Origin of the sequence: Vibrio satsumensis (assembly GCF_050337435.1) — a bacterium.
Taxonomy (GTDB): domain Bacteria; phylum Pseudomonadota; class Gammaproteobacteria; order Enterobacterales; family Vibrionaceae; genus Vibrio; species Vibrio satsumensis.
The window spans coordinates 112,236-136,860 of record NZ_JAKJSX010000010.1; the positions used below are offsets into that span (position 1 = coordinate 112,236).

Below are 24,625 nucleotides of genomic sequence, written 5' to 3' on the forward strand. Positions count from 1 at the left end.
CAATTACACTACCACACCTTAAAGCCTTACAATAAAAAGCCCAAATAGTAAGTAAGCACTAACATTATAACATCATCGCAAAATCAAATGCGAGTCACATCACCTTAACAATTGCGCATAAAAAACCACCAAACCACCCGTTTTTGACGTTAATGACGTGGAGTTAAGTGTTTTTAACGTTTTTGACGGGAAACGAGTTTGATTAATTCATCGATAAGGTGTTTTCTTACTCCTGCCAAAGGCCTACAGGCCACTCTTACCACTTCTCAGAATCAACGATGAATCTGGAGCAACGAAGAAGAGGTAGGCCTTTAACCAGAGTGTGTATCTACTAAACAATTTAGCGACAGATAACATTCAATCCATTAGTGAAATGAAAGCAAATAGTAAGGAACAGCTATGCTTGCCAATATAAAAAAAACAGCACTAGCAACAGCAATTATTGCAACTGCTACAACAGGTTTTGCATCAGTAGCAACTGCTGCAGAACGCAGCGAACTGACCGTTCACCCGAAAGAGTACACTACATTCGTACGTAACTTTAACCCGTACCTTGGTGCTACTAACCTACATACTACAACTGACTTCATGTATGAGCCGCTAGTAGTATTTAACGAAATGCACGGTAACACTCCAGTGTTCCGTCTAGCTGAAAACTTCAAGATGTCAGATGATCTGATGAGCGTTGTTTTCGACATTCGTAAGGGTGTTAAATGGTCTGACGGAGAAACTTTCTCTGCTGATGATGTTGTTTTTTCTTTCAACCTTGTAAAAGAGAAGCCAGAGCTTGACCAATCTGGTATCAACTCTTGGGTAACTTCTGTAGAAAAACTAAACGACAACCAAGTTAAGTTCACTCTAACAGAAGCAAACTCAAACGTACCTTACGAGATTGCTAAAGTACCTGTAGTACCTAAGCACATCTGGAAAGACGTTAAAGATCCATCAACGTTTACCAATGAGAACCCGGTAGGTTCTGGTCCATTTACAGAAATCGATACGTTTACAGCGCAACTATACATCCAGTGTGCAAACCCGAACTACTGGGATGCAGACAACCTAGATGTTGACTGTCTACGTGTTCCACAAATTGCGAACAACGACCAATTCTTAGGTAAAGTTGTAAACAGTGAAATGGACTGGACGTCTTCTTTCGTTCCAGATATCGATCGTACATACGCAGCAGCAAGCCCTAAACACCACTACTGGTACCCGCCAGCAGGTACACAGGCATTCATCGTTAACTTCAAGCACCCTGATGCTGCGAAGCATGAAGCATTGAGCAACGTTGACTTCCGTCGTGCTTTCTCTATGGCTCTTGACCGTCAAACTATCATCGACATCGCATTCTACGGTGGCGGTACTGTGAACGATTTCGCATCGGGTCTTGGCTACGCGTTTGAAGCTTGGTCTGATGAAAAAACTCATAACAAGTACAAAGGCTTCAACACATACAACGCTGAAGGCGCGAAGAAGCTTCTTGCTGACGCTGGCTTCAAAGATGTAAACAAAGATGGTTTTGTTGACACTCCATCAGGTAAGTCTTTCGAACTAATGATTCAATCGCCAAACGGCTGGACTGACTTCAACAACACAGTTCAACTAGCGGTAGAACAGCTGAACGAAATCGGTATTAAAGCGAAAGCTCGTACACCTGACTTCTCTGTTTACAATCAAGCAATGCTTGAAGGTACATACGACGTAGCATACACAAACTACTTCCACGGTGCGGATCCATACACGTACTGGAACAGTGCTTACAACTCATCACTACAATCTGGTGATGGTATGCCTCGTTTCGCTATGCACTTCTACAAAAACGACAAGCTAGATGGTCTTCTAAACAGCTTCTACAAAACAGCTGATAAGAACGAGCAGCTAGACATTGCACACGGTATTCAGCAAATCATCGCTGCAGACCAAGTGACAATCCCTGTGATGTCTGGTGCTTACATGTACCAATACAACACAACTCGCTTCACTGGTTGGTGGAACGAAGAAAATCCAAAAGGCCGTCCAAACATTTGGGCTGGTATTCCAGAGCGTCTACTTCATGTACTGGACCTAAAACCAGTTAAATAAGTAATCGTTCAATCCTTGCGGCGTAACCTCTTACGCCGCTTATAAAAATCCCCACACTCTCAATTGAAAGTATGGCGCTAGTCGTCAGGGGATTTTTCGTTCCAAATTTCGCTAGGAGCGACCTGAATCCAGAAACAGGGAAACAATCTGGGTGAGTAAGGTGTGAGTTATGGGTTATTTTTTAAGACGTTTGTCATTTTATTTTGTCGCGCTATTAGTTGCTGCGACGTTAAACTTTATTATTCCAAGAGCAATGCCTGGTGACCCCGTTACCATGATGTTTGCGAACGCTTCTGTACAAGTTACTCCAGAGCGTATTGCTGCAATGAAAGAACTATTAGGCTTCGTTGATGGCGGTCTACTGGTTCAATACGTAGCGTACATGAAGAACATTCTTAGCTGGGAACTTGGTACATCAATTCAATTCTACCCACTTTCTGTAAACACACTGTTGGGTGGAGCATTCGGTTGGTCGCTTTTCTTAGCAGGCACTGCAGTTATTCTTTCTTTCTCGATTGGCTCAATCCTAGGTATTTTCGCAGCGTGGAAACGCGGCAGTAAATACGATGCCTTCGTAACTCCAGGGATGCTGATTCTACAAGCTGTTCCTCAAGTTGTTATCGCGATGATTGCACTATTTACCTTTGCAATTGGCTTAAAGTGGTTCCCAACAGGTTACGCCTACACCGCAGGTACTATGCCAGATTGGACAAGCTGGGCATTCATTAAAGATGTCGCTTACCACGCCTTCTTACCACTGTTCTGTGCTTCTGTTGTTCAAATTGGTGGCTTCCTAGTAAACATGCGTAACAACATGATCAACCTACTAGCAGAAGACTACATCACCATGGCGAAAGGCAAAGGCCTGAGCGAAAACCGAGTGGTATTCAACTACGCAGCTCGTAACGCGATGCTACCAAGTGTGACTGCTCTTTCAATGTCTCTAGGTATGGCAATCGGTGGTCAGTTAATTATCGAAATCATCTTTAACTACCCAGGTCTTGGCAGCGTACTTTTCAACGCAATTAACGCTCGTGACTACCAAGTACTGCAAGGTCAGCTGCTTATCATGACGCTATTCATGCTGTTCTTTAACCTAGTTGCAGACATGCTTTACGTTGTTCTTGACCCTCGTCTTCGTAAGGGTGGTAAATAATCATGAAAGACTTTCTAAAACTCATTTGGCGTAACCCGATGGCCCTAACAGGCGTCATCATCCTAAGTATTTTTATTCTTGGTGCTATTGCGGCTCCATTGATCACCAAACATGTACCAGACAAACGTACAGGTAACCCACACGAATACCCTGGCTTCGTCGTTAAGTCTGCACAAACGAACCCTGACGGCTGGGTTGCTCAAAACCTAGCAGACGACCGTCGCACACTTATCATGTCTAAGAAGGCAGACCATGTACTGGGGACAACTCGTATGGGTCGTGACGTTTGGTCACAAGTGGTATACGGCGCACGTGTATCTCTGGCTGTAGGTTTTGGTGCGGGTCTAACCGTATGTTTACTCGCAACGGTTATTGGTGTTTCTGCAGGTTACTTCGGCGGCCGTGTTGATGATGTGCTAACAGCCGCAATGAACATCATGTTGGTAATTCCCCAATACCCATTATTGTTCGTAGTTGCAGCCTTTATTGGTGAGGCAGGGCCACTCACCATAACCTTGGTTATCGGCTTTATGTCCTGGGCTTGGGGCGCCCGTGTTGTTCGCTCCCAGACCTTAGCACTGCGTGAAAAAGAGTTTGTAAAAGCCGCTGAAGTTTTGGGTGAATCTTCATTCCGCATCATCTTCGTAGAGATTCTGCCAAACCTTATCTCTATCGTTGGCGCAAGCTTCATCGGTTCGGTGATGTACGCAATCATGATGGAAGCAACCATCTCGTTCTTAGGTCTTGGTGACCCGAACACCATCAGCTGGGGCATCATGCTTTACAACGTTCAAACCTCTTCATCAATGCTGATTGGCGCTTGGTGGGAACTATTGGCTCCTTGTATCGCACTGACACTACTTGTAACTGGTCTTGCTTTGCTTAACTTCGCTGTCGATGAAATTGCCAACCCGCAACTGCGTTCTCATAAAGGCATGAAGCGTTGGAAGAAACTAGCGGCACAAGACAAACAAGAACGAGAACCAGAACTACCACCACAAAATGCACTTTGGAGCGGAGATAAATAATCATGTCTGAACCACTAATTTCTATCCGCAACTTATGCGTGGATTACATCACAGAGTCTGGCGATGTTCGTGCGTGTAACAACGTAAGTTTCGACATCGCTCCAGGTGAAGTATTCGGCCTAGCTGGTGAATCTGGCTGTGGTAAATCAACGGTCGCTTTCTCTCTTATGCGTCTTCATAAGCCGCCCGCTTACATCAGTGGTGGTGAGGTTATTTTCAACGGTGAGAACATCCTTGAATACAGTGATGACCGTATGCAAGCGTTCCGTTGGAGCGAGATGTCGATGGTATTCCAAAGCGCGATGAACGCGCTCAACCCAGTCCTACCAATGGAAGAGCAGTTCTGTGACGTAATCATGCGTCACACCAACATGACTCGTGAGCAAGCTAAACAACGTGCTGAAGGTCTACTAGAAATCGTAGATATTCACCCGAGCCGATTGAGTGACTACCCTCACCAATTCTCTGGCGGCATGCGTCAGCGCTTAGTTATTGCTATCGCGTTGGCACTGAATCCAAAGCTGATCATCATGGATGAGCCGACAACCGCACTTGATGTGGTTGTGCAACGCGAAATCCTACAAAAGATTTATGCACTGAAAGAAGAGTTTGGCTTCTCGATTCTGTTCATCACCCATGACCTGTCATTGATGGTCGAGTTCTCTGACCGTATCGGCATCATGTACTCAGGTGAGCTAATCGAAGTGGCTAACTCTCAAGATATTCTAGAAAACCCTTACCACCCTTACACCAAAGGGCTGGGAAGTTCTTTCCCTCCACTGACAGGGCCAAAGACAAAACTAGCAGGTATTCCGGGCAACCCTCTGAACCTGTTAGAGATCCCTGAAGGGTGTCGTTTCCAAGCTCGTTGTGACCGTGTACATGAAACGTGTACCAAGGTACCAACCAAGCTGCGTTCTATCGACCCGGGACATTTGTCTAACTGCCACCTGTACGGTGACCCAATAGTACAAAGGAAGCTATAGCTTGCACGCTAACTCAGCGTGAATAACGAACAAGGCGGCTCGACCACCTAAAAACAAGCAAAGCGAATAAGGATTCTGGAGACAATTATGAGCAAAGATTTCGGTCAATTATTGGTTGAAGGCAAGAATGTCGTAAAAGACTTCCCAATAAGCAGTACCACAATTCAAACCCCAATGATGCGTGCGATTAACGACGTGTCATTCAAGATGTACAAAAGCCGCGGCTTAGCGGTCGTTGGTGAATCTGGTTCAGGTAAATCAACAACAGCAAAAATGATCGCGAAGATGTACGCGCCTTCAGGCGGTACGATTGAATACAAAGGCCGCGACATCCAAGAGATCTCAAGCAGAAAAGATCTTATGCACTATCGTGAAGGTGTGCAGATGGTATGGCAAGACCCGTTTGGTTCACTCAACCCAACACACAATATCTTCCACCATATTGCTCGACCACTGCTGATCCACAAGAAGGTGACTCCGGGCAATAAGAGAGAACTAGAAGAACGCGTTTACGATCTTTTAGAGCAAGTAGGCCTGATTCCACCAAAAGAGACAGCGAAGAAGTACCCTCACCAACTGTCTGGCGGTCAACGTCAGCGTGTCAACCTAGCACGTAACATCGCGGTTGGTGCTGAGGTTGTTCTAGCGGATGAGCCAACTTCAATGCTAGACGTTTCAATTCGTGCTGGTGTTTTGAACCTGATGGAAGAGATGAAGTTTGAGAAGCAAATGTCTCTGCTTTACATCACTCACGACATCGCAACGGCTCGTTACATTGCTGAAGATCTTTCAGTGATGTACGTCGGTCACATGGTGGAATGGGGCGATACCGACGACGTTATTGCTAACCCTCAACACCCTTATACCCAACTACTGGTTTCTGCCGTTCCAGATCCTAAGAAATCGATCCACGAACAATTGGCAGGTAACAAAGGTGAAATTCCACTTTGGACTCCAGTATCCGCAGGGTGCCCTTTTGCAGGCCGTTGTACTCACGCAATGGACAAGTGTAAAGAGCAACTACCGGGTGTGACTCAATTAGCCGATAACCACTTTGTTCGTTGTTACCTACACGAAAGCTAAACATTAAGACTGAGTTAGGGTCTGCGGGCCCTAACTATTCATATCCAAACCAATTCAGGTACCTAGCCAAAAGAAACTAGGACCTTTGGAGAACATTGATGCTGTTATTGACCAACCATATTGGCTACGAATCTTCGGCTCCCAAGCAGGCGATCTTACAAACTAAAAAGACTCGTTTATCGAGTACGACTGCACTTTTGGTGTGTGCCGACAACCATATTACTGTGGGCAACTTTGATGTTGTAAAGCAAGGCCGCGTAGCAAATTGGCATCAAGGACAATTCTTCACAATCGATTTCAGTTCATTCACCGAATCCGGTCGCTACTACCTGCGCTTTGATAACCTACGTTCAGAAGTGTTCGAGATTGGCAGCAACCTATTAATGAACCACACTTTTTCTGATGTGCTTCATTACTTTAAGTCTCAACGTTGTGGCGGCACTTTTGACAAGAAAGATCGACAAGCACAAATTCTCGGCACCGACAGATACGTCGATGTGCATGGTGGTTGGTACGATGCATCAGGTGATGTAAGCAAGTACTTTAGCCACCTGTCTTACGGCAACTACCTAAACCCACAACAGATTCCAATGGTAGTTTGGAACATGCTTAAAAGCGTGCGCTTAACCCGCGACAATCCAGACTTCCCTAAATTCTCCATGACTCGCCTAACAGAAGAAGCGCTATTCGGTGCTGATTTCTTGGTTCGTATGCAAGACGCGGCTGGATACTTCTACATGACAGTATTCGACAAGTGGAGCAAAGATATCAACCAACGCGATATCTGCGCGTACGCCACTCAAGAAGGCCATAAATCTACAGACTTACAAGCAGGCTATCGACAAGGGGCTGGTGTTGCTATTGCAGCATTAGCCGCAGCTTCTGAGCTTGAGGTTTCAGGCAGCTACTCTAGCCAAACCTATCTTGATACCGCAACCAAAGGTTACTGGCATCTTAAAGAGTACAACCTGCAATACCTAAACGATGGTGAAGAGAACATCATTGATGAGTATTGCGCCCTACTCGCAGCCAATGAGCTGTACCGAGTAACACAAGACGAACAATACCTTTCAGAAGCAAGAATTTGGGCGACTCGTTTAATCTCCCGCCAACAGTCGGATGACTCATTTGAGTACTTCTGGTCAGCAAACTCTGATGGCTCTCGTCCATACTTTCATGCAGCTGAAGCCGGCCTTCCAGTGATTGCTCTGTGTGAGTACATCGGCAATGAAACCGATACAGAGCTGAAAGAACGAGCTCGCGTTATTGTTGAACAAGCATGTCAGTTCGAAATCAATATCACCGATAAAGTAACCAACCCCTTTGGCTACCCAAGACAGTACGTTAAAAATGTTGATGGTGATAAGCGCGATGCTTTCTTCGTCGCTCAGAAGAACGAAACTGGCTACTGGTGGCAAGGTGAGAACGCACGTCTTGGTTCAATCGCAACCATGGCGTACTTAGTTCAGCCACACATTCAAGACAGCGAACTGCAAAAGCGTTTAATCCAACTTTCACAGAACAGCTTAGATTGGATCTTGGGGCTCAACCCATATCACATGTGCATGCTTGATGGTCACGGTCATAACAACCCAGACTACCTGCCGCAACTTGGTTTTTTCAATGCGAAAGGCGGTATTTGTAACGGCATCACCGCTGGCTTTGAAGATGACCAAGACATTGCGTTCAATCCACCAGAACAAAAAGATGACATGCTCCAAAACTGGCGCTGGGGCGAACAATGGATCCCTCACGGCGCTTGGTTCCTATTGGCAACCGCTGCGCAATTCAATTTCCTAACACAGCGTAAGGAGCAATAATCATGACTCTTTACTACGTAGGTATTGATGGTGGTGGCACTTCTTGTCGTGCGCGTATTCGTGATGACCAAGGCACACTCATTGGTGAAGCGAAAAGTGGCAGTGCCAACATCCTTTTGGGTGTTGATGTTGCGATGAGCTCAATTGTTGATGCGATCACTCAAGCGGCGCAGCAAGGGCAACTCGACTCAAATCACTTTTCCAATATGCATGTCGGCCTTGCACTGGCTGGCGCCGAGCAGAAATCGGCATGGTTCGACTTCATGGCTCAACCACACCCTTTCGCAAGTATGACGCTCAACACTGACGCTTATGGTGCTTGTATTGGCGCTCACAATGGTCAAAACGGCGCGATCATGATTGGTGGAACTGGCTCATGCGGCATCTATCTACAAGATGGTGAGCAGCACGTGGTTGGTGGTCGTGAATTCCCAATTTCCGACCAAGGTGGTGGCGCGGTTATGGGCCTTCGCTTGATTCAACAAGTTCTGCTTGCTGAAGATGGTATTCGCAACAAGACACCACTGACTCAACACGTGATGAACCATTTCGGTAATGATGTTGATGCCATCGTCGAATGGTCCAAAGGCGCGATTCCAAAAGACTACGGTCAATTCTCGCCAGTGATTTTTCAACTCGCTAGCGAAGGCGATGAGCTAGCTATCGAGATGCTCAAGCAAACCGCAGCTGATATCGAAATGTTTGTACTAGCACTGCATCGCAAAGGTGCGGACAAGGTATGCCTGATGGGCAGTATCGCTGAGCGCATTCTCAACTGGCTATCACCTCCAGTACAACAATGGATCGTTGAACCTCAATTTGACGCAATCGAAGGCGCATTGATGTTTGCCGGTAAACCACAACACAACTTGTATCAACAGGCTTAGCAGGGAAGTTATATGAATTATCGCATCGACTTAGCTGTTCTTTCTGAACAAAAAAATAACTGCAGATTTGGCCTTACGGTACATAACTTAAGTGATCTTGACGTAACAGATTGGTCACTGCATTTTGCGTTTGATCGATTCATCCTCCAGGAGAGTTTATCGCAGGGCGAGCTAACTCAAGTTGGCAGCTTTTGTTCGTTCAAACCAAGTACGTCAGTATTAAAGGCGAACAACCATTACTACCTTGAATTCAGCATTCAAAGCGCCCCATTCCGTTTCTATTCTGACGGTCTAAATGATGCCTTTATCCAAACGCATCACCAAGGCGAAACCGCAGTACTGCCAGTCGCGATATCACCTATTGTTCTGGCGTCACCATACCGTGAACGCAATCAGGTACCTGAAGTGAATGCTGCTGAGTTTGCATTGATTCCTCAACCAAACCAGATCGAACTTAAGCAAAGTAGCTTCGCCCTAAACAGCGAATGTAAGATTGAGGTTCAATCTCACCTTGCAGATAAAGCCGTCACTTGGCTAAAGCAAGAATTACTTTCTACCTTTGAACTGTCGATTTCGAATCAGCTTCCAACAGAAGAAAGCGATGACATTCTATTCCGCAGTAATCCGACTTTAGACGAAGCCGAATACAAACTCCGCATTACTGAACAACAGATAATTGTTGAATCAGGCAGCCAATCTGGTTTCACACACGCTGTAGCAAGTCTGATTCAATTGGTTCAACAACAGGATACCGAAAGCTTCTCTGTGCCATGTTGCAAAATCGCCGACCAACCACGCTTCAAATACCGCGGCATGATGTTGGACTGCGCTCGTCACTTCCATTCAGTGGAGCAAGTGAAGCGCTTAATCAACCAATTGGCGCACTACAAGTTCAACGTTTTTCATTGGCACCTAACTGATGATGAAGGTTGGAGAATCGAGATAAAGAGCCTACCTCAACTCACTGAAATCGGTGCTTGGCGTGGCCCTGACCATGCATTGGAACCACAATATACCCATATTGCTGAAAACTACGGCGGCTTCTACACACAGCAACAGATTCGCGAAGTTATTGAATACGCAGCGCAGCGCAGCATCACGGTTATCCCTGAGATCGATATCCCGGGACACTGCCGCGCCGCGATCAAATCATTGCCTGAGATGTTGGTAGAGCAAGCTGACACCACTCAATACAAGAGCATTCAGCACTACAACGACAACGTGCTAAACCCAGGCTTGCCAGGTACTTATCAGTTCCTAGATGCGGTTATTGAAGAAGTCGCAGAGCTCTTCCCGAGCGAATTGATTCACATGGGCGCAGACGAAGTACCACCGGGCGTGTGGACTAACAGCCCTGCAGCTCAAGCGCTGATGAAAGAGCACCAGTACCAAGACAGCAAGGACTTGCAAGGTCACCTATTCCGCTATGCCGAGAACAAACTTAAGCAACTAGGCAAGCGCATGGTCGGCTGGGAAGAAGCACAGCACGGCGACAAGGTGAGCAAAGAGACCATCATCTACTCGTGGCTCAGCGAAGAGGCCGCTGTGAACTGTGCACGCCAAGGCTTTGATGTGGTTCTGCAACCCGCACAATTTACCTATCTCGACATGACCCAAGATTATGCACCGGAAGAGCCGGGCGTAGATTGGGCTGCCGTTATCCCATTAGAACAAGCTTATACCTACGAAGCGCTTGCTGAGATATCCGACACCGACCCAATTCGTAAGCGGATTCGCGGAATTCAGTGTGCTCTATGGTGTGAGATCGTCACCAACCAAAAGCGTATGGATTACATGGTATTCCCAAGAATTAGCGCTTTAGCTGAAGGATGTTGGACACATAAAAACAACCGAAACTGGCTAGATTACCTATCTCGCCTAAAGGGGCATCTGCCATTACTCGACAGACTCAATGTTGATTATCGCAACCCTTGGAAAGCTCAATAAAACAAACCAAAGCGACACTCACCTCAAGTGATTGCTGACTCAAATTAAGGTGCTCAGTCAGATACGACTCAGCATCACTATTTAAAAATTAGCTGCATAGATGCAGTTTGTTAAAAAGGAAATGACAATGAAATACGGCTATTTCGATAACGACAATCGCGAATACGTCATCACTCGCCCTGATGTACCAGCACCTTGGACCAACTACCTAGGTACAGAAAAGTTTTGTACCGTGATTTCACACAATGCAGGCGGTTACTCGTTCTACAATTCTCCGGAATACAACCGTGTTACTAAGTTCCGTCCAAACGGCACATTTGACCGTCCAGGACACTATGTTTACCTACGTGATGATGAGACAGGTGATTACTGGTCTATCTCTTGGCAGCCAGTGGCAAAGAGCCTCGATGAAGCGAACTACGAAGTTCGTCACGGCCTGTCATACTCAAAGTTCAAATGTGAGTACAGCGGTATTACCGCAACGAAGACGCTATTCGTACCTAAAGGTGAAGATGCAGAAGTTTGGGACGTTGTACTAAAGAACAACACTGATAAGCCACGTACTATCAGCACTTTCTCGTTTGTTGAGTTCTCTTTCAGTCATATTCAATCGGATAACCAAAACCATCAGATGTCTTTGTACTCTGCGGGCACGTCTTACCAAGAAGGTGTTCTGGAATACGATCTGTACTACAACACTAACGACTTTGAAGGCTTCTACTACCTAGCTTCAACTTTCTCGCCAGACAGCTACGATGGCCAACGTGACAACTTCCTTGGCATGTACCGTGATGAAGCTAACCCAATTGCGGTTGAAAACGGTAAATGTTCTAACAGCGCTCAAACCTGTTACAACCACTGTGGTTCTCTGCATAAGCAATTTACCATTCAACCGGGTGAAGAAGTTCGCTTTGCCTATGTACTAGGTATCGGTAAAGGCAACGGTGAACGCCTACGCGAGAAGTACCAAGATACAGCAAACGTTGATGCAGCTTTCCAAGGCATCAAAGATCACTGGGACGAGCGTTGCAACAAATTCCAAGTTAAGTCTCCAAACGAAGGCTTAGACACAATGATCAACACGTGGACACTATACCAAGCAGAAACTTGTGTGGTGTGGTCGCGCTTTGCATCATTCATTGAAGTTGGCGGCCGTACTGGTCTTGGTTACCGTGATACTGCACAAGATGCGATCTCAGTACCTCATGCCAACCCACAAATGACTAAGAAACGTATTATCGACCTGCTTCGTGGCCAAGTGAAAGCGGGCTACGGTCTGCACCTGTTCGATCCAGACTGGTTCGACCCAGAGAAAGCAGACGTTGAGCCATCGAAATCACCAACGGTTGTTCCAACACCGTCAGATGACGACAAGATCCACGGCATCGAAGATACTTGTTCGGATGATCACTTGTGGATCGTCCCAACCATCATCAAATACGTGATGGAAACCGGTGAGCACGACTTCTTTGATGAAGTGATCCCCTACGCAGACGGCGGCGAAGCGACTGTTTACGAACACATGAAAGCAGCACTGAACTTCTCTGCTGAATACGTAGGTCAAACAGGTATCTGTAAAGGTCTACGTGCTGACTGGAATGACTGTTTGAATCTAGGTGGCGGTGAATCTTCAATGGTTTCATTCCTACACTTCTGGGCTCTACAAGAGTTCCTAGACTTAGCTAAGTTCCGCAATAACGACGCTGATGTTGCTAAATACACTGAAATGGCTGCGAATGTTCGCGAAGCGTGTGAAACACACCTTTGGGATGACGAGGGTGGCTGGTACATCCGTGGTCTAACTAAAAATGGCGACAAGATCGGTACAGCTCAACAAGCTGAAGGTCGTGTACACCTTGAGTCAAACACACTAGCGGTTCTGTCTGGTGCGGTTTCTCAAGAGCGCGGCGAGAAAGCGATGGACGCAGTCGATGAGAACCTATTCTCTGAATACGGCCTGCACCTAAACTCTCCATCATTCGCGACACCAAACGATGACATCGGCTTCGTAACTCGCGTTTACCAAGGCGTAAAAGAGAATGGCGCTATCTTCTCTCACCCAAACCCATGGGCTTGGGTAGCAGAAGCGAAACTTGGCCGTGGCGACCGCGCGATGAAATTCTACGATGCGCTTAACCCGTACAACCAAAACGACATGATTGAAACACGTTACGCAGAACCATACTCGTACGTGCAGTTCATCATGGGTAAAGACCACCAAGACCACGGCCGTGCAAACCACCCTTGGTTAACCGGTACTTCTGGTTGGGCTTACTTTGCGGTAACCAACTTCATTCTTGGTGTTCGAACAGGCTTCGAAGGCTTAACTGTCGATCCTTGTATTCCAACGGATTGGCCAGAATTCGAAGTTACTCGTCAATGGCGCGGTGCGACTTACAACATCACAGTGCAAAACCCGAATGCAGTAAGCAAAGGTGTTGCATCTATCACGATCAACGGTGAGTCAGTTGAAGGTGCAATTCCAGTACAAGCAGAAGGCAGCGTGAACGATGTTGTCGTTGTTCTAGGCTAGTCACTCAATTTAACGAACAGCTCTTGTCTCAAGTCTTTACAGGCTTGAGACAATGAGACTAAAAGGATTTTCTAATGATTAAATTTGGTACAGGTGGCTGGCGCGCTTTCATTGGTGAAGAGTTCACGAGAGAAAACGTTCGCCTTGTGGCACAAGCCCTCGCAAACATCATCAACAACGAAAATGCAGCCAAGAACGGATTTGTGATCGGCTATGACCGTCGCTTCCTTTCCGATAAAGCCGCATGTTGGTTTGCTGAAGTATTAGCTGCTAACAACATCAAAGTGAGCTTCATTGATAAGTTCGTCCCAACTCCTATTGTGATGTTCCAAGCAAAAGAGATGGGCTGCACCTACTCGGCATGTATTACCGCTTCTCACAACCCAGCGGACTACAACGGCATTAAGATCTTCATTGAAGGTGGCCGTGATGCTGATGAGATCATCACAGAGAAGATCGAACAGCAGATTGCAACCCTAACAAACGAAGATGTTATTCGTGTCGATTTCGAGCAAGCGTTGAATGACAAAGAGATCGAAATCATCAACCCGATGAACGACTTTGTGGATTCGATCATCAACTTTATTGATATCGATTCGATCAAAAAAGCCAACCTACGCGTACTGATTGATCCTATGTTTGGTGTAGCAAAAAATGCTCTACAAACGGTTCTGATCAACGGTCGCTGTGATGTTGATGTCATCAATGATGGCAAAAACCCAGATTTTGGTGGCTTGATGCCATCGCCAAATGCCGCAACGCTCTATCGCTTGAAGCACTTAGTAGCCGCTGAAGGTTATGACATCGGTATCGGTACCGATGGCGATGCCGACCGCTTAGGCATTATCGATGAGAAAGGTCGCTTCATTCATCCTAACGAAGTGTTATTGCTGCTTTACTACTACTTGCTGGAATACAAAGGTTGGAAGGGCTCTGTCGTGCGTAACATCGCAACCACACACCTGCTAGATAAAGTGGCGGCTGATCACGGCGAGAAGAGCTTTGAGGTTCCGGTAGGCTTTAAACATATCAGCTCGCAAATGGAAGCCGATGACTCACTGATTGGTGGAGAAAGCTCAGGTGGTTTAACCATTCGTGGTCACATCAAAGGTAAAGACGGCGTATTTGCTTCTAGCTTGCTGGTTGAAATGATCAGCGTGACGGGCAAAAAGCTGTCTGAACTGCTTGATGAGATCTATTCCAAATACGGCTATGCCTACACTGCTGAAGGCGACTGCAAGTTTAAGCCTTCAGAGAAAGAAGCACTCTACACCAAGATCTATGTAGAGAAGCAACTGCCTGAATTTGAATACGAAATTGAAAAAGTCAGCTATGAAGATGGTGCCAAGGTGTACTTCAAGAATGGCGGCTGGGTAATTGCTCGCTTCTCAGGAACAGAGCCGTTACTACGAATCTTCGCAGAAATGGAAGATAAAGACACTGCAGAACGTGTTCTTCAAAAAGTGAAAGACTTCCTCTCTCTATAGGCTTATAGAGTGCAGCAGTTTTGTATGGGATTTAACAAATCACTGCCTTGTTAAAGCCTATAGGTGAAGAACTCTTGCCCAGTACTTTAATTAAAGTGCTGGGCTTTTTTATCGTGATTCTTGTAACGATTAGTATCGTGTTGTATCCCTTTAAAAAGCCAACACGCCTTTGGTATCGACTTTTACGTTTACTGGCATACCCACTTCAAGCGCTTCTGATGAGGTTGCCAACAACTTCTGACCATGAGCTTCAATAACATAGCGACAGTGGTCGCCCATAAATTGCTGTTCTAGCACTGAAATAGCGCTGTCTTGCTCATAACTTGCTTGGATCTGCTGTGGCCTTAGTAACAACGAACATTCCGATCCCACTTCAATCTGAGTTTGTGCTTTAGCTTCTATCACGCCTAAGCTTGTTTCAAATTCATTTCCTGAAATACGCTGTGCATTCAGATAACTGCCACCACCCAAGAAATCAGCAACGAACTTACTCGAAGGGTGGAAATACAACTCAGATGCCGAACCATACTGTTCAATCACACCATGGTTCATTACAGCCATCTTATCTGCGAAAGCAAATGCCTCTTCGCGACTATGAGTCACAAAAATAGCGGTAACACCCTGCTTCTTAAAGATCTTACGAATTTGAGAAATCAGCTCATGACGAACTTGAGTATCGATGTTCGAGAATGGTTCATCTAACAACAGTAAGTCAGGTTTGTATGCCAAAGATCGGGCAATCGCAACACGCTGTTGTTGACCACCAGAAAGTTGATGTGGGTATCGGTCACCGAACTCATCTAAATGAACCAGTTCCAACATCTCTTGAACTTTCTCTTTCTTTTGTTGCTCAGAGAGCTCTTTAAGGCCAAAGCCAACATTCTGGTTTACCGTCAAGTGCGGAAACAGGGCGTAATCTTGGAAAATCATACCTATGTTTCGTTGCTCAGGTGGCAACCAATTATCGCTGTCATCGATAGTTTGACAGTTCAGGCTCATTACACCGCTACTCAATGGAAGTAGACCGGCAATCGCCTTAAGTAAGGTGGTTTTTCCGCAGCCACTAGCACCAAGAAGACAAACAATTTCACCATGCTCTACTTCTAACGAGAGCGCTTCCAAGATAGTTTGCGACTCATATTTACAAGTCAGATCTTTAATTGATAATGCACAACTCATTAGTGTTTCTGCTCCAAAGAACGGTTTACGATGATCAGAGGAATTAAACCCACCAACACCAATAATACAGCAGGCATTGCCGCCAATTCTAGGTGCTCATCTGAGGCATAGTTATAAACGTAAGTCGCCAATGTTTCGAAATTGAAAGGACGTAGCAGCAATGCCGCATTCAACTCTTTCATTGATTCGATAAACACCAGTAAACCTGCGATCAACGCACCGCGTTTAATCAAAGGTAAATGAACACGACGTAACATCTGGTTGGTATTGCAACCCATAGTTTTAGAAGCCAAATCCAATGAAGGAGAGATTTTACTCAAGCTACTTTCAACACTGCCAATCGCCACGGCAGAGAAACGCACGACCATCGCAAAAATAAGCGCAAACATAGAGCCAGAGAAAATCAGCCCCGGGCGCCCCCACTCCATCACTTTCGCAATATCATTGACTAAGTGATCCATGAACAGCACAGGCACCATCACACCAATAGCCAACACGGTGCCTGGAACGGCATAGCCCATCGAAGCGAGACGCATATAAGCCTGATTTTTCTTACTCGGGCTAACACGTTGATTGAAGTTAACAATCATCGCTACAATTACACCAATAATTGCCGCTACCACCGACACATAAAGGCTGTTAACCGCATACTCTCTGAATTCAGGCGTCCAACTTTGTGCAAAGTATTTGTAGGCATAGATCATCAACTGGCCTAGAGGGAATAAGAATGCAACGCACACTAATCCCCAGCACCAAAATAGTGCCAACCACTTCTTCCAACCGGACAGGTCGTAACGAAAGTCTTCACGGCTGCTGAATTGATTCTGGAACAGTTTCTGTTTACGACGACTGTAGCGCTCTGAACTCAACAGTAGGATCACGATAACCAGCATAATTGCCGATATTTTCGCAGCAGCCGTTAAACTTGAGTAACCTAACCAGGTATCGTAAACCGCTGTCGTTAAGGTGTTGACTGCAAAGTAACTCACGGTACCAAAGTCACCAATGGTTTCCATTGCAACAAGTGATAGACCTACGGCCATTGATGGGCGAACAAGTGGCAACGAGATACGACGAAAACTTTCCCAAGGTGAGCATTTTAGCAAACGAGCGGATTGCAGTAAGGAGACGTTTTGCTCCATAAATGCCGCTCGGCACAGCAAGTAAACATAAGGATAGAGAACGAGAGACAGAACAATAATAGCACCAGATAAGGTTCTAATATCCGGGAACCAATACTCACCAGGTCCCCAACCAGTAAGATTTCGCAGTAGAACTTGAACAGGGCCAGCAAAGTCGAACCAATCGGTAAAAATATACCCGACAATATAGCCTGGCATTGCTAATGGCAGTACCAGCGCCCATTGCAAAACCCGCTCGCCCGGTACACGGCACATTGCCATAATCCAAGCAGACGAAATACCAAAAACCAAAGACAGGAACATGGTTCCTATGACTAAAACCACCGTATTGTAAGCATAGGTGAGCATCACTGTGGACATCAGATGAGAAAATAGCTCATCTGTTTCTCCAACAGCCGTCGTAAAAATCGCTAAGATCGGTAAAACCAGCAAGACAGCAATGACGCCGCTACTGGTGTTCCATAAATAATTCTTTTCTTTCATCGCCTAACTACAACGAGGCTTAATGAAACACAAATGCATTTGCAAATACATCTCATATCCTTTTAATGGTGGGGTTATTTATACCCATATACTGTAACGACTTCAAGGTGAGATGCTCATAACTCAAGGGATCAACAGCTAGCTTTGTATCAAAAAGTGATTTTCCAAAAACAAACAACCTCAAGTGACCAAAAATGGTGACTTGAGGTTGTCATTTTACTTGGGCCGAAGCCTACAGTAATAAATTAAAGATCAAACTTAACTTCGTCTAATAGTTTGATTGCTGCTGCGTGATGGTCAGCAATTTGGTCTAGAGAAATTGTATCTGCTTTGAATTCACCCCATGAAGCAACAAGCTCAGAAGGTTTAACATCAGCTTTCACTGGGTATTCATAGTTCACTTCTGCGTACATGCTTTGTGCTGTGTTACCCGATAGGAATTCCATTAGCTTAACGGCATTCTCTTCGTTTGGAGAGTATTTAGCCATTGCCATACCAGAGATATTCACGTGAGTACCCGTTGTCTCTTGGTTAGGGAAGTTAATGTAAACAGCGTCAGCCCAAGCTTTTTGCTCTTTATCGTTAACCATCTTGCCTAGGTAGTAGCTGTTACCAAGAGCAACATCACATAGGCCTTCTTTAATCGCTTTAACTTGTGCTCGATCGTTGCCTTGAGGCTTGCGTGCTAGGTTAGCTTTTACGCCTTCTAGCCACTCTTTCGTTTCAGCTTCACCTTTGTGAGCTATCATCGAAGATACTAGAGAAACATTGTATGGGTGCTTACCGCTACGCGTACAGATCTTGCCTTTAAATTCAGGCTTAGTTAGATCTTCGTAAGTAAACTCCTCCCCTAGACGACCAACACGGTCACGAGAAGAGTAAACGCTACGTGTACGTGTTGTTAGAGCGAACCACTCATTGTTTGTATCTTGGTATTGAGCAGGAATATTCTTTTCAAGAACTTCGCTTTCAACAGACTGAACTAAACCTTGTTTAGTTAGCTCAGATAGACGACTGATGTCTACAGTTAACACTACGTCTGCAGGGCTGTATTCGCCTTCTTGAGCTAACTTTTCTGCTAAACCTTTTTTAGCAAACTTAACGTTTACTTTAATGCCAGTCTCTTTTGTGAATTCCTTGAACATTGGTTCAACTAGGAAAGGTTGACGGTAAGAGTATACGTTCACTTCTTCCGCAGCCATTGCAGCAGGGGCAATGACACTACACGCTAGAGCTGAAAGTGTTAGCAGTTTTTTCATGGTAAAATCCTTTATATCGAAATGATAATCTATATCAGTTGCGTTATTATATTCATCAGTAACACAATTACAATGATGTCCGACAAAAAAATTGTTCGCTCTGCATCATCAGCCTCGCACTTTTGTAACAATTCATTTCAAAGTGACCGCTTATTCTTGCGAAGAGTTGCCGGCTAGCTCGGTTTATCTACATCAATCAAAACTACTCGACCATTAATAACAAAACCCCACAACCAATGGCTATGGGGTTTGCTTTGTCCTGCCTAACCCGTTCAGATTAGACAAATACTATTGATTATTTTACTGATACAAACTCTGGGTAAGCGCCGACACCACAATCGTGCATGTCCATACCTTCTAGCTCTTCATCTTCACTAACACGAATACCGATTGTTGCTTTAAGCACTGCCCATACCGCTAGGCTCGCACCGAATACCCATGCGAAGATTACGGCAGCACCCAATAGTTGAGCACTAAACGTTGCGTCAGTATTACTCAGTGGCACTGCCATTAGACCGAAGAAACCACACACACCGTGCACTGAGATAGCACCAACTGGATCATCAATCTTAGCTTTATCTAAAGCGATGATGCTGAACACAACTAGCGCACCAGACACTGAACCAATAGCCACAGCGAACAGAGGAGATGGAGATAAAGGGTCTGCAGTGATTGCTACTAGGCCAGCTAACGCACCGTTAAGAATCATTGTTAGGTCTGCTTTGCCCCAAGTCGTTTTACATACTAGTAGTGCTGCGATTGCGCCTGCTGCTGCTGCTGCGTTGGTGTTAAGGAAGATTTGACCCACTGCTGTCGCGTTCTCGAAATCTGAAACCATCAGTTGAGAACCACCGTTGAAACCGAACCAACCAAACCAAAGAATAAATGTACCTAGTGTTGCAAGCGGCATGTTTGAACCAGGAATCGGGTAGATTTCACCGTTCTTACCATATTTACCTTTACGAGCACCAAGTAGTAGAACACCTGCTAATGCAGCTGCTGCACCGGCCATATGTACAATACCCGAACCTGCAAAGTCACTGAAACCCGCTTCTGATAGGAAACCACCGCCCCAAGTCCAGTAACCTTCAACTGGGTAAATGAATGCTGTTAGTACTACCGAGAAGATAAGGAACGACCAAAGTTTCATACGCTCAGCAACTGCACCAGATACCACCGACATTGCAGTTGCAACGAATACTACCTGGAAGAAGAAGTCTGATTCTAGAGAGTGGTCTGCGCCTTCACCTTGAGTACCAATCAGAGTACCGAATGATGGCAACCAACCGCCTTCGCCGTTGTCGACATACATGATGTTGTAACCAACCACTAAGAACGCTGTACAAGCAATTGCGTACAAGCAGATGTTCTTAGTTAAAATTTCAGTGGTGTTCTTTGAACGAACTAGGCCAGCTTCTAACATTGCGAAGCCTGCTGCCATCCACATTACCAACGCACCTGAAATGAGGAAGAAAAAAGTGTCTAGTGCGTAACGTAGTTCCGTTACTGTTGTTGTAAGTTCCATATTAAAGTCTCCAGTCCTTGTTATTCTTTAAAGTGCATCAGCATCCATTTCACCAGTACGGATTCGTACGGCTTGGCTTAGGTCATACACAAAAATTTTGCCGTCGCCGATTTTTCCGGTATGTGCCGCTTGGCTAATCGCTTCAACAACTCGGTCAACATTTTCAGCTTGGGTAGCAATCTCTAGCTTCACCTTTGGTAGGAAGTCCACTTGGTACTCTGCACCACGATACAATTCAGTGTGTCCCTTCTGACGACCAAAGCCTTTCACTTCAGAAACAGTCATACCTTCAATACCCACATCAGAGAGCGCTTCGCGTACATCGTCTAATTTGAATGGCTTAACAATGGCATTTATTAATTTCATATTCTTTCCTTAAATTCTTACTTAATCCGTTAATTCTCTTATAACAATCCAAGTAGCGTGCCAAAACATTAAGCACTTGATTTAAAACAATATATACATAATAGGACTATAAAAACGAAAAAGGCCGCACCAATATGGTGCGGCCTTTTCACTATCTTAATGCGTAATGCTCTTACTTGCTCCAGTTTTGGGCAACGGAGCCTTCAAAGCTCAGAATGGCTAACAGATAAGTGTTAGAAACTAGTAACCTAAAAAATCCATCCAGCGTTCGATGAGTAGTTCAAAGTCATCGATTCCACAGCTTGCTTGGCTTTCACAGTTATAGAAGTCGAACTCACTGCCCTCTTCCATTTCTTGCTCATGCGCTAACACGTTTTCTTGAATCGTTACTTCATCTTCATTAATCGCTAGGCTGATCTCTTTGCCAAGTAACGTTACTTCGTTGCTCAGATCCTGTCGTGACTGCTCAATAAGCGCCATCACATGATCCAGTTTCTGCTTATCTTTACCAATCTCTTCTTGTAACCAACGGCCAACGATTTCATGCCCCATACTGCATTTCACGTAGTACTCACCCATCAAAGTGTTTCTTGTAAATTCGAATTCCATAGTGGCTCCACGCAGTGACTGCAGACAGGGTTAAAAATGAGGCGAGAGTATATAGCGAAGTCATCAAGAGATCGAGTCGCTCGTCGTCCAGCATTCAGACATAAAAAAACGCCTACCGAAGTAGACGCTCTATCATTTGGGTTCCTCTAAATAGTTGGAGTGGCAGCTAGGCGACAAGTACGTTCATCCCTATGAGCATAGAAGCTCTATGTGATTAGGGTGAACGTACGCAGTCAACAACGCTGCCGCTACAAATATGACGAGGAACTAGGCTGGTTCTTGGAAAATAACCGTATCGGCTTTCTCCGTGTACTGACCCATTTTATGGAAGTTCAGGTAACGGTATGTATCTGCAGCCGTTGCATTGATCTTATCAGCGTACTCTAGGTACTCTTCTTTCGTTGGAATACGACCAAGAATCGCACCTACCGCAGAAAGCTCAGCAGACGCTAGATAAACATTCGCGCCAGTACCCAAACGGTTCGGGAAGTTACGAGTAGAGGTAGACATTACTGTCGACTTGTCTGCAACACGCGCTTGGTTACCCATACATAGTGAACAACCCGGAGTTTCGATACGGACCCCAGCACGACCGAAGATACCGTAGTAGCCTTCTTCTGTTAGTTGGTCTTTATCCATCTTAGTTGGCGGAGCCACCCAGAGACGAGTGCTTAGCGAGCCGTTGAACTCTTCAAGCATTTTACCTGCAGCACGGAAGTGACCGATGTTCGTCATACAAGAGCCGATGAACACTTCTTGGATCTCAGTACCTTGAACGTCAGATAGAAGACGTGCATCATCTGGATCGTTTGGTGCACATAGGATTGGCTGATCGATGTCAGCAAGGTCAATCTCGATAACGTGAGCGTATTCAGCATCTGAGTCAGCAGATAGCAATTCAGGGGTCGCTAACCACTCTTCCATTGCCGTGATACGGCGCTCAATCGTACGAACATCACCGTAGCCTTCAGCGATCATCCACTTAAGCATAACGATATTAGAGTTCAGGTATTCAGAGATAGACTCTTCAGAAAGCTTCACTGTACAGCCAGCTGCCGAACGCTCAGCAGATGCATCAGAAAGCTCAAACGCTTGCTCAACAGATAGGTGTTCAACACCTTCAATTTCTAGTACACGACCAGAGAATTCGTTGATCTTACCTGCTTTTTCTACCGTTAGTAGACCTTGCTTGATACCGTAAAGAGGAATGGCATGTACTAGGTCACGTAGCGTGATACCCGGCTGCATTTCGCCTTTAAAACGAACCAAGATAGATTCAGGCATATCAAGAGGCATTACACCCGTTGCCGCAGCAAATGCTACTAAGCCTGAGCCCGCAGGGAATGAAATACCCAGAGGGAAACGAGTATGCGAGTCACCACCTGTACCTACAGTATCAGGAAGAAGCATACGGTTTAGCCATGAGTGGATAACACCATCACCTGGGCGTAGTGAAACACCGGCACGGTTCATGATGAAATCAGGCAGCGTGTGGTGCGTGTTTACGTCAACCGGCTTCGGGTATGCCGATGTGTGACAGAAAGACTGCATGACTAGGTCTGCAGAGAAACCAAGACACGCCAGATCTTTAAGCTCATCACGAGTCATAGGACCAGTCGTATCTTGAGAACCGACTGTCGTCATTTTAGGTTCACAGTACTGACCAGCACGCACACCTTCAACGCCACATGCTTTACCAACCATCTTCTGAGCTAACGTGTAGCCTTTATCAGATGCAGATGGGTCGATTGGTTTAGCAAACAGATCGGTTTCTTCTAGGCCTAGAGCGTCACGAGCGCGACCCGTTAGACCACGACCGATGATCAGTGGAATACGGCCACCAGCACGCACTTCATCGAGAAGTACTTTGCTTAGCTCAAAGTTTGAAATTACAGAACCGTTCTTGTGAACAACACCTTCGTACGGGTAGATATCAATGATATCGCCCATGTTCATGTCTTGTACGTTCAGTTCAATGGGTAGTGCGCCTGAGTCTTCCATTGTGTTGTAGAAGATCGGTGCAATTTTACCACCAAGACAAACACCGCCAGTACGCTTATTTGGTACGAATGGGATGTCTTCCCCCATGAACCAAAGTACTGAGTTTGTTGCCGATTTACGTGAAGAACCAGTACCAACAACATCACCAACGTAAGCCAGTGGAATGCCATCTTTTTGCATTTCTTCAATTTGATTGATTGGACCAACGCTACCCTGTTCATCAGGAGTAATGCCATCACGTTCCATCTTCAGCATCGCTTTCGCGTGTACTGGGATATCAGGACGTGACCAAGCATCAGGTGCTGGAGATAGGTCATCGGTGTTAGTTTCACCGGTAACTTTAAATACTTTAACGGTGATCTTGTCCGCTACTTTATCTTTAGCTGTAAACCATTCGGCATCAGCCCAAGATTGAAGTACTTGTTGCGCTGAAGCATTGCCTGCTTTCGCTTTCTCTTCTACGTCGTAGAACGCGTCGAACATCAGTAGAGTATGAGACAGAGCTTTAACAGCGATAGGTGCAAGCTCAGCATCGTCTAGTAGAGATACTAGAGATTCGATGTTGTAACCGCCTTGCATAGTACCAAGCAATTCTGCAGCTTTTGCTTTACTTACTAGTGGAGAAGCTACTTCACCTTTAGTGATAGCCGTAAGGAAGCCAGCTTTTACGTAAGCAGCTTCATCTACACCCGGTGGAATGCGATTTTCTAGTAGGTCAAGAATGATTTCTTCTTCACCTTGAGGTGGATTCTTCAGAAGTTCAACTAGGCCAGCTACCTGCTCAGCATCTAGTGGTTTTGGAACAACTCCTTCGGCAGCACGTTCTTCGACGTGTTTACGGTAGGCTTCAAGCACGACTTTTTTCCTCTCATTGCGGTTCACTTCTTCCCTTCATAATTGTTAGTAAAATAAAGAAGTGAACATCCTTGGAAACTTGGCTCTCCATTGCCATTTTTGTCATTCAATTTGTATTGATGAGCGGCGTCATAGAGGCCAAACTGTGGGCGGTAGAATAGCAAATTTAACGTTAAATTAAAATCTTATCATTTTGA

The 24,625-nt window shown here is 45.5% G+C and carries 17 protein-coding genes; 10 read left to right on the forward strand and 7 right to left on the reverse strand.

Annotation, left to right across the window (positions count from 1 at the left end):
- The first annotated feature begins 399 nt into the window (after positions 1–399).
- The 10 genes from L4C44_RS14140 to L4C44_RS14185 all read left to right on the forward strand — a co-directional run bounded on the left by L4C44_RS14140 (position 400) and on the right by L4C44_RS14185 (position 15,009).
- Positions 400–2,082 carry an ABC transporter substrate-binding protein gene (locus L4C44_RS14140; protein ID WP_428805273.1) on the forward strand — a complete coding sequence of 561 codons (1,683 nt, stop codon included), beginning with the start codon at positions 400–402 and terminating at the stop codon, positions 2,080–2,082.
- Between the two features lie 169 nt (positions 2,083–2,251).
- A complete protein-coding gene (locus L4C44_RS14145) occupies positions 2,252–3,238 on the forward strand; it encodes an ABC transporter permease (RefSeq protein WP_017633262.1) in 987 nt (328 codons plus the stop codon).
- Between the two features lie 2 nt (positions 3,239–3,240).
- Positions 3,241–4,266, forward strand: coding sequence for an ABC transporter permease (locus tag L4C44_RS14150; protein WP_060982641.1), 1,026 nt, complete (start codon positions 3,241–3,243; stop codon positions 4,264–4,266).
- Positions 4,267–4,268: 2 nt separating this feature from the next.
- The gene (locus L4C44_RS14155) at positions 4,269–5,252 is read left to right on the forward strand and encodes an ABC transporter ATP-binding protein (RefSeq protein WP_048658172.1); all 984 of its coding nucleotides are present in this window, start codon (positions 4,269–4,271) and stop codon (positions 5,250–5,252) included.
- Positions 5,253–5,339: 87 nt separating this feature from the next.
- Positions 5,340–6,335 (forward strand): ABC transporter ATP-binding protein, encoded by a 996-nt coding sequence (locus L4C44_RS14160; RefSeq protein ID WP_017063264.1) that lies wholly within the window; start codon positions 5,340–5,342, stop codon positions 6,333–6,335.
- Positions 6,336–6,433: 98 nt separating this feature from the next.
- Entirely contained in the window at positions 6,434–8,155 is a 1,722-nt protein-coding gene (locus L4C44_RS14165) for a glycoside hydrolase family 9 protein (protein WP_428805274.1), read from the forward strand.
- A 2-nt stretch (positions 8,156–8,157) separates the two neighbouring features.
- Positions 8,158–9,042, forward strand: a complete 885-nt coding sequence (locus L4C44_RS14170; protein ID WP_428805275.1) for a glucosamine kinase nucleotide-binding domain-containing protein — start codon at positions 8,158–8,160, stop codon at positions 9,040–9,042.
- 12 nt (positions 9,043–9,054) lie between these two features.
- A complete protein-coding gene (locus L4C44_RS14175; RefSeq protein WP_428805276.1) occupies positions 9,055–10,989 on the forward strand; it encodes a beta-N-acetylhexosaminidase in 1,935 nt (644 codons plus the stop codon).
- A gap of 127 nt (positions 10,990–11,116) precedes the next feature.
- Positions 11,117–13,522, forward strand: a complete 2,406-nt coding sequence (locus tag L4C44_RS14180; protein ID WP_017066806.1) for a glycoside hydrolase family 94 protein — start codon at positions 11,117–11,119, stop codon at positions 13,520–13,522.
- 74 nt (positions 13,523–13,596) lie between these two features.
- Positions 13,597–15,009, forward strand: coding sequence for a phosphoglucomutase/phosphomannomutase family protein (locus tag L4C44_RS14185; RefSeq protein WP_428805277.1), 1,413 nt, complete (start codon positions 13,597–13,599; stop codon positions 15,007–15,009).
- Positions 15,010–15,159: 150 nt separating this feature from the next.
- Here L4C44_RS14185 and L4C44_RS14190 read toward each other — a convergent pair whose 3' ends face one another.
- The 7 genes from L4C44_RS14190 to acnB form a co-directional block, all read right to left on the reverse strand.
- Positions 15,160–16,188, reverse strand: coding sequence for an ABC transporter ATP-binding protein (locus L4C44_RS14190; RefSeq protein WP_428805278.1), 1,029 nt, complete (start codon positions 16,186–16,188; stop codon positions 15,160–15,162).
- Positions 16,188–17,813 carry an ABC transporter permease gene (locus L4C44_RS14195; RefSeq protein WP_428805279.1) on the reverse strand — a complete coding sequence of 542 codons (1,626 nt, stop codon included), beginning with the start codon at positions 17,811–17,813 and terminating at the stop codon, positions 16,188–16,190. Before L4C44_RS14195 ends, L4C44_RS14190 begins: the two co-directional genes overlap by 1 nt.
- A 245-nt stretch (positions 17,814–18,058) precedes the next feature.
- On the reverse strand, positions 18,059–19,072 hold the full coding sequence (locus L4C44_RS14200) for a Fe(3+) ABC transporter substrate-binding protein (protein ID WP_048658180.1): 1,014 nt from the start codon (positions 19,070–19,072) through the stop codon (positions 18,059–18,061).
- A 295-nt stretch (positions 19,073–19,367) separates the two neighbouring features.
- Positions 19,368–20,597, reverse strand: a complete 1,230-nt coding sequence (locus tag L4C44_RS14205; protein WP_146490638.1) for an ammonium transporter — start codon at positions 20,595–20,597, stop codon at positions 19,368–19,370.
- Positions 20,598–20,624: 27 nt separating this feature from the next.
- The gene (glnK, locus tag L4C44_RS14210; RefSeq protein ID WP_428805280.1) at positions 20,625–20,963 is read right to left on the reverse strand and encodes a P-II family nitrogen regulator; all 339 of its coding nucleotides are present in this window, start codon (positions 20,961–20,963) and stop codon (positions 20,625–20,627) included.
- Between the two features lie 240 nt (positions 20,964–21,203).
- On the reverse strand, positions 21,204–21,572 hold the full coding sequence (locus tag L4C44_RS14215) for a YacL family protein (RefSeq protein WP_019824378.1): 369 nt from the start codon (positions 21,570–21,572) through the stop codon (positions 21,204–21,206).
- Between the two features lie 267 nt (positions 21,573–21,839).
- Positions 21,840–24,428, reverse strand: a complete 2,589-nt coding sequence (gene acnB, locus L4C44_RS14220) for a bifunctional aconitate hydratase 2/2-methylisocitrate dehydratase (RefSeq protein WP_146490637.1) — start codon at positions 24,426–24,428, stop codon at positions 21,840–21,842.
- Positions 24,429–24,625: the final 197 nt, after the last annotated feature.

Bases quoted from the DNA above. Each gene is read 5' to 3' on its own strand.
- L4C44_RS14200 (WP_048658180.1), bottom strand. From the start codon at position 19,072: ATGAAAAAACTGCTAACACTTTCAGCTCTAGCGTGTAGTGTCATTGCC.
- L4C44_RS14155 (WP_048658172.1), top strand. From the start codon at position 4,269: ATGTCTGAACCACTAATTTCTATCCGCAACTTATGCGTGGATTACATC.
- L4C44_RS14185 (WP_428805277.1), top strand. From the start codon at position 13,597: ATGATTAAATTTGGTACAGGTGGCTGGCGCGCTTTCATTGGTGAAGAG.
- L4C44_RS14140 (WP_428805273.1), top strand. From the start codon at position 400: ATGCTTGCCAATATAAAAAAAACAGCACTAGCAACAGCAATTATTGCA.
- L4C44_RS14195 (WP_428805279.1), bottom strand. From the start codon at position 17,813: ATGAAAGAAAAGAATTATTTATGGAACACCAGTAGCGGCGTCATTGCT.
- L4C44_RS14215 (WP_019824378.1), bottom strand. From the start codon at position 21,572: ATGGAATTCGAATTTACAAGAAACACTTTGATGGGTGAGTACTACGTG.
- L4C44_RS14150 (WP_060982641.1), top strand. From the start codon at position 3,241: ATGAAAGACTTTCTAAAACTCATTTGGCGTAACCCGATGGCCCTAACA.
- L4C44_RS14190 (WP_428805278.1), bottom strand. From the start codon at position 16,188: ATGAGTTGTGCATTATCAATTAAAGATCTGACTTGTAAATATGAGTCG.
- glnK (WP_428805280.1), bottom strand. From the start codon at position 20,963: ATGAAATTAATAAATGCCATTGTTAAGCCATTCAAATTAGACGATGTA.
- L4C44_RS14145 (WP_017633262.1), top strand. From the start codon at position 2,252: ATGGGTTATTTTTTAAGACGTTTGTCATTTTATTTTGTCGCGCTATTA.
- L4C44_RS14175 (WP_428805276.1), top strand. From the start codon at position 9,055: ATGAATTATCGCATCGACTTAGCTGTTCTTTCTGAACAAAAAAATAAC.
- L4C44_RS14165 (WP_428805274.1), top strand. From the start codon at position 6,434: ATGCTGTTATTGACCAACCATATTGGCTACGAATCTTCGGCTCCCAAG.
- L4C44_RS14160 (WP_017063264.1), top strand. From the start codon at position 5,340: ATGAGCAAAGATTTCGGTCAATTATTGGTTGAAGGCAAGAATGTCGTA.
- L4C44_RS14180 (WP_017066806.1), top strand. From the start codon at position 11,117: ATGAAATACGGCTATTTCGATAACGACAATCGCGAATACGTCATCACT.
- L4C44_RS14205 (WP_146490638.1), bottom strand. From the start codon at position 20,597: ATGGAACTTACAACAACAGTAACGGAACTACGTTACGCACTAGACACT.
- L4C44_RS14170 (WP_428805275.1), top strand. From the start codon at position 8,158: ATGACTCTTTACTACGTAGGTATTGATGGTGGTGGCACTTCTTGTCGT.